The following is a 6,408-nucleotide window of genomic DNA, read 5'->3' as shown; positions in this document are numbered from 1 at the left end:
ATTGGTTATTTTTAATTGATTTGATGCGGTTTATTCAGGTTTTATGATTGGGCTATGAATAATCTAGGGTAAATAGTTAGACTTATATTTTTGGATAAAAAACCTTGCATGAAAAATCATGCAAGGTTTTTTTAATTATCTTCAGATTTAAGTTTTTGGAGCTTGAGAAGAAACTTATCGTTAAGTACTTTAATATAAGTTCCTTTCATTCCTAGTGATCGTGATTCAATCACACCAGCGCTTTCTAGCTTTCTTAACGCATTAACAATTACAGATCTCGTAATCCCAACCCGATCAGCAATTTTACTTGCGACGAGTAATCCTTCTTTCCCATCTAATTCTGCAAAAATATGCTCAATCGCTTCTAATTCACTATATGAAAGTGAGCTAATCGCCATTTGCACAACTGCTTTTGAACGTGCTTCTTTCTCAATCTCTTTTGTTTTGACGTTGAGAATTTCCATTCCAACAACCGTAGCACCATATTCAGCTAAGAGAAGATCATCATTGTTAAATACTGTATCCAAGCGACTTAACATCAATGTTCCTAACCGCTCCCCACTCCCAATAATCGGAACGATCGTTGTTAGTCCATCTTTAAAGAGGTCTTTATTTTCAACAGGGAACGCCGTATAAGGACTGTCAATATCTAAATTTGCTGTTGTTTCATGAATATCGAATAAACTTTCAGTAAATTCGAGCGGGAATTGACGTTCTTCAAGCATTGCGATCATTCTTGGATTTTCAATTTTTTGATTGATTGAAAATCCTAATAGTTTTCCTTTATTACTCACAACAAAAACATTTGCTCCGATAATTTCTTGCAATGTTACTGCCATCTCATTGTAATTAACAGACTTCGCTTTTGCGCCTTGTAAAATTGAATTAATTTTTCTAGTACGTGTTAGTAGTTCCATACTATTCCTCCGTTTCCTTGATCAAAAAATACTTATAAAATGTATTGACGTAAATCTCTGTTTTTAACGACTGCTTTCAACTTCTCATCTACATACTGTGGTGTGATTTCAATTGATGGCATTGTGATGTCATCAGCCTCAAATAATAGGTCTTCAAGTAGCTTTTCTAAAATTGTGTGCAGACGACGTGCGCCAATATTATCTGTTTCCTGGTTCACTTCATATGCGATCTCAGCAATCCGTGTAATTGCAGCATCAGTAAATATGACGTCAATCTCTTCTGTTTTTAATAATGCTTGATATTGTTTCAGTAATGCATTGGAGGGTTCTGATAATATGCGCTTAAAGTCATCTACCGATAACTTCTCTAGCTCAACCCTAATTGGGAATCGTCCCTGTAGTTCTGGAATTAAATCAGATGGTTTTGCCATATGGAAGGCTCCAGCTGCAATAAATAAAATGTGATCTGTCTTAACAGGTCCATACTTTGTCACAACTGTTGAACCTTCAATAATTGGCAAAATATCACGTTGGACACCTTCCCGCGACACATCGACTTGCCCTTCACTTTTACCGGCAACTTTATCAATTTCATCAATAAAAACCATGCCAGCTTGTTCAACACGCTCTAGAGCAAGTTGAGTAACTTCTTCCATATCAATTAACTTTTGTGCTTCTTGTTGGGTGAGAATTTTGCGTGCTTCACTAACAGTTAATTTTCGTTTTTTCATTTTTTTCGGCATCAGCTGACCAAACATGTCTTGCATATTAACACCCATTTGTTCCATACCTGTTCCTTGCATCATATCAAACATTGAATGCTGACTCTCTTCAACCTCGATCGTCACAAATGTATCTTCTAATTCACCAAGTGCTAATTTATGTTCAACTTGCTTACGCTTTTTAATTTTTTCTTCATTGAGTTGTGGCTGATCGTCTGTTTCTGGTTGATCTTGCGCTTGTTGAAAAAATACTTCAAATGGATTTTTAATTTGATTCTGTTGTTTCTTCGCTATTGGCACAAGTAAATTAACTAACGCTTTATTTGCTAACTCTTCTGCTTTAGCTTCAACCTCAGTCATCTTTTCTTGTTTAACCATCCGAATTGCCATTTCAACTAAGTCACGGATCATCGATTCGACGTCACGACCAACATAACCAACTTCAGTAAACTTTGTTGCCTCTACTTTGACAAAAGGTGCACCAACTAGTTTGGCTAAACGTCTAGCAATCTCCGTTTTTCCTACTCCTGTCGGCCCAATCATAAGGATATTTTTTGGAATGATTTCTTCACGAAAATCGTCTGCAATTTTCATCCGGCGGTACCGGTTCCTTAAGGCAATTGCCACAGATCGTTTTGCTTGATTCTGACCGACAATGTACCGATTTAATTCCTTAACAATTTCTTTAGGTGTAAGATCTAAACTCAACAAATCACCTCCTAGTTATTCATTTTCGAGTGTTTCAAGGATTATTTGATCATTTGTATAAACACATATTTCACTTGCAATCTCTAAAGCTGCACGGGCGATTTCACTCGCACTCTTTTCTGGGCTATAACGTTTTAATGCTCTTCCTGCTGCCAGAGCAAAATTACCTCCAGAGCCGATCGCTAAGATACCATCATCCGGTTCAATCACTTCTCCTGTCCCCGATACGAGCAAAATTGTTTCTTTATTCATGACAATTAATAATGCTTCTAATTGTCGTAACGCTTTATCACTACGCCATTCTTTAGCTAATTCAACAGCAGAACGCTCTAAATTACCATTATAAGTTTCCAGTTTTGCCTCAAACTTCTCATACAATGTGAAAGCATCAGCAACTGAACCAGCAAATCCAGCTAAAACTTGTCCGTTAAATAATTTTCGAACTTTTCTCGCTTTATGCTTCATAACGACAGCATTCCCCATCGTCACTTGTCCATCACCACTCATTGCGCATTGACCTTTATGATGAACAGCAAATATCGTTGTTGCATGGAATTCTGTTTCCATATTTTCACCTCGTTTTATAACTTCGCTCTTGGATGCGCTTTCATATACACATCCTTCAAACGATCCTTTGATACGTGTGTATAAACTTGTGTTGAGGATAGATGATCATGCCCCAATAATTCTTGTACACTCCGTAAGTCTGCACCTGCATTTAGCATATGCGTAGCAAATGTGTGGCGTAAAGCGTGGGGATGGATGTGGATCGTAGTTGCAGCTTCTTCAACAATTTTATTGAGAATGTAGCTAACACCACGTGTCGTTAATTGTTTTCCATTTGAGTTTAAAAAAAGAGCATCTGTACCAGCTGAATTTTTCTTTAGCAATACTTCTCTTCCTTCACTAATGTATAAACGTAATGCATCTCTAGCATATGAACCAAATGGAACATAACGTTCCTTTCTCCCCTTTCCCAACACTAAAATTGTTGCTAACGAAAAATCAATCGCATCTATCGTCAAGTTGACAAGCTCACTGACACGGATACCAGTTGCATACATTAACTCAATTAATGCTTGGTTCCGTTGACCAAGTGGTGTCGTTAAGTCACTAATTGTAAATAGTTCTTTAATCTCTTCTTCATACAAAAAATGCGGCAAAGTTTGTTCAGTTTTTGGTAATGAGACTGTTAAAAAAGGGTTGCTAGTCGTTATTTTTTCTCGCTCGAGATACTTATAAAATGTTCTTAAGCTAGAAATTTTTCGGGCAACACTTTTTCGACTTAATTTTCTTTGGTAAAGATAAGTTAGAAAAAAGCGTACGACTCGATCATCAATATCAGTAAAACTGAAAATTTGTTCTTGATTTAAAAAAACTTTAAAATCATCAATATCTTGGTTATAATACTTTAATGTATATGGTGAGACATCTTTCTCGATTTTTAAATATAAACTAAACTGCTCTTGAAGCTGATTGTTATCCATAATAGCCCCTCTTTAATATAAGCGATTAAACCGTATCATAATGTCTTCTTGAATGCAACTCATTCTCCGAATAATATTAAAGTTCTGAATCTTTACTTCCATTTCATCATACCATAGTTATTTATCTTCTAGCAAATATTTCAACTAGTAAATAAATTGGCCAATACAGCTGATTTAATCATCTTTTTCTGCATTCAATCAACGTTATTCGTTTGTTAGTTTACTACACAGTGCGATCGATAATCAATTAAAGAGTGTTCTACTTCACATAGTAAAACACGTTTGATTTCAGACAAATAGAACCGCGTGAAGCAAGCTTAGCTTGAACTTCACACGGTTTTTGCTGAATAGCTTTAATGATTGTAATCAAAAACTATTTCTGAGTAGCTTCTTTATAATCACATGCAATACATTGTACGGTTACACCTTGTTTTGATTTCTTCTCGACTAATTGCTCAGTACAGTTTGGACAGTTACGAGCAACTGGCTTATCCCAAGAGATAAAATCACATTCGGGATATTGGTCACATCCATAGAATATCCGTCTTTTCTTCGATTTACGCTCAACGACTTGGCCCTGCTTACATTTCGGACAAGTCACACCAATTTCCTTTAAGATCGCCTTTGTATTTCGACAGTCAGGGAAGTTTGAACAGGCCATAAATTTACCGTAGCGGCCCATTTTAATCACCATTGGGTTACCACATTTCTCACAGTCCTCACCCGCTGGTTCATCTTTAATCTCGACATTTTCCATTTCTTTTTCTGCAATTTTTAATTTCTTCTCAAAATCTTGATAGAAATGATCGATGACTGTGACCCAGTTACTTTCACCAGCTTCAATTTGGTCAAGATCAGTTTCCATTTTAGCTGTAAAGTCAATATCAATAATTTTAGGGAAAAATTCGATAATCATGTTGATCACAATTTCGCCAAGCTCTGTTGGTACAAAACGTTTATTATCTAACGTCACGTAACCACGTCGTTGAATTGTATCTAACGTTGGTGCATAAGTCGACGGGCGCCCGATGCCGTTTTCCTCCATCGTCTTGACTAATCGTGCTTCTGTATATCTTGGAGGCGGTTGCGTAAAATGCTGATTAGGAACAATTTTATCAACATCAACGACCATTCCTTCTTCAAGCGCAGGAAGAAGTTTGTGTTCTTCTTTGACGTTGTCATCATTACCTTCAATATAAATCTTCATAAACCCTTTGAACTTTATTTTAGAGCCTGTTGCACGGAATTGGACATCATTTTGCTCTAATTGGACGGTCATCGTATCCATAATTGCTGGCGCCATCAGGCTAGCAATAAACCGATCCCAAATTAGTTTATAAAGACGGTATTGATCTCTTGATAGTTTATCTTTTACCTTACTCGGTTCACGGAAAGCAGACGTTGGGCGAACCGCTTCGTGTGCATCTTGAGCTTGTTGTTGGTTTTTGGTCTTTTGCTTGATGCCAAGGTATTCGGAACCATATTGTTCAGTGATAAAGTCTCGTCCTTCTACACGTGCAGTTTCTGAAATTCGAGTTGAATCTGTACGCATATACGTTATCAGACCCGTAATACCGCCTTCTTTTCTGCCTAGGTCAATTCCTTCATATAATTGCTGTGCAATCATCATCGTTTTTCGTGCTCTAAAGTTTAACTTCCGAGCAGCTTCTTGCTGTAATGAAGATGTTGTAAACGGCACAGCTGGATTTCTTTTGCGTTCCTTTTTCGTAACATTAGTTACAGTAAATTGTTTCTCTGGAATACGCTTCAAAATTTGATCAACGGCCTCCTGATTTGGTAAGTCGTATTTCTTACCATTTAAGCGATAAAAATAACCTTCAAATGGTTCATCATTGGATAAGAAGTTTCCGATAATTGACCAGTACTCTTCTGGTTTAAATTTTTTAATTTCATTTTCACGATCAATAATCATCTTGACTGCAACGGATTGAACACGACCAGCGCTTAAACCCTTTTTAACCTTTTTCCACAATAATGGACTAATGTTATAACCTACTAGGCGGTCTAAAATACGACGCCCTTGTTGTGCATCAACAAGATCCATATTAATCGATCTTGGTGATTTAAATGAATCCTTGACTGCTTCTTTAGTAATTTCATTAAACACAACCCGACACTCAGAATTTGGATCAACATTTAAGTTGTGAGCTAAATGCCAAGCAATCGCTTCACCTTCGCGATCGGGGTCAGCTGCTAAATATATTTTCTTAGCTTTTTTTGCTGCAGTTTTTAACTCTTTTAATACAGGGCCTTTACCCCTAATTGTTATATAATTCGGCTGATAGTCATTTTCAAAATCGATACCCATTTTACTTTTTGGTAAGTCACGCACATGTCCCATCGAAGCTTTAACGGTATATTTTTTTCCGAGGTAGCGTTCAATTGTTTTGGCTTTTGCAGGCGACTCAACGATCACTAAATAATCTGACATGATTTTCCCTCCCAAGGGATCAACTATAATTTATCCAAAATGAATTAAATAAACTTTCACTATTATTAAATACTTTCTATTGTTTTGTCAAATTTTCTATAATTACACCGGTTGTTTTTTAT

General features: G+C 36.6%; 5 protein-coding genes. All 5 read right to left on the bottom strand.

Going from position 1 to position 6,408, the window contains the following annotated elements; genetic code table 11:
- Positions 1 to 131: 131 nt before the first annotated feature.
- The 5 genes from codY to topA all read right to left on the bottom strand — a co-directional run bounded on the left by codY (position 132) and on the right by topA (position 6,286).
- A complete protein-coding gene (gene codY, locus ABD814_RS03940; protein WP_344910549.1) occupies positions 132 to 917 on the bottom strand; it encodes a GTP-sensing pleiotropic transcriptional regulator CodY in 786 nt (261 codons plus the stop codon).
- 32 nt (positions 918 to 949) lie between these two features.
- Complete coding sequence (hslU, locus tag ABD814_RS03935) at positions 950 to 2,347, bottom strand: ATP-dependent protease ATPase subunit HslU (RefSeq protein ID WP_344910547.1); 1,398 nt, start codon at positions 2,345 to 2,347, stop codon at positions 950 to 952.
- A 15-nt stretch (positions 2,348 to 2,362) separates the two neighbouring features.
- Positions 2,363 to 2,914: an ATP-dependent protease subunit HslV gene (gene hslV / locus ABD814_RS03930; protein WP_344910545.1), complete on the bottom strand. Its 552-nt coding sequence runs from the start codon at positions 2,912 to 2,914 to the stop codon at positions 2,363 to 2,365.
- A gap of 14 nt (positions 2,915 to 2,928) precedes the next feature.
- On the bottom strand, positions 2,929 to 3,834 hold the full coding sequence (gene xerC, locus ABD814_RS03925; RefSeq protein ID WP_344910543.1) for a tyrosine recombinase XerC: 906 nt from the start codon (positions 3,832 to 3,834) through the stop codon (positions 2,929 to 2,931).
- A 373-nt stretch (positions 3,835 to 4,207) separates the two neighbouring features.
- Positions 4,208 to 6,286 carry a type I DNA topoisomerase gene (topA, locus tag ABD814_RS03920; RefSeq protein ID WP_344910542.1) on the bottom strand — a complete coding sequence of 693 codons (2,079 nt, stop codon included), beginning with the start codon at positions 6,284 to 6,286 and terminating at the stop codon, positions 4,208 to 4,210.
- Between the last annotated feature and the right edge of the window lie 122 nt (positions 6,287 to 6,408).

This window comes from Amphibacillus indicireducens (assembly GCF_039539605.1).
Taxonomy (GTDB): domain Bacteria; phylum Bacillota; class Bacilli; order Bacillales; family Amphibacillaceae; genus Amphibacillus; species Amphibacillus indicireducens.
The sequence above is the reverse complement of the archived record's forward strand: the minus strand, read 5'-3'. Positions and strand labels throughout refer to the sequence as shown.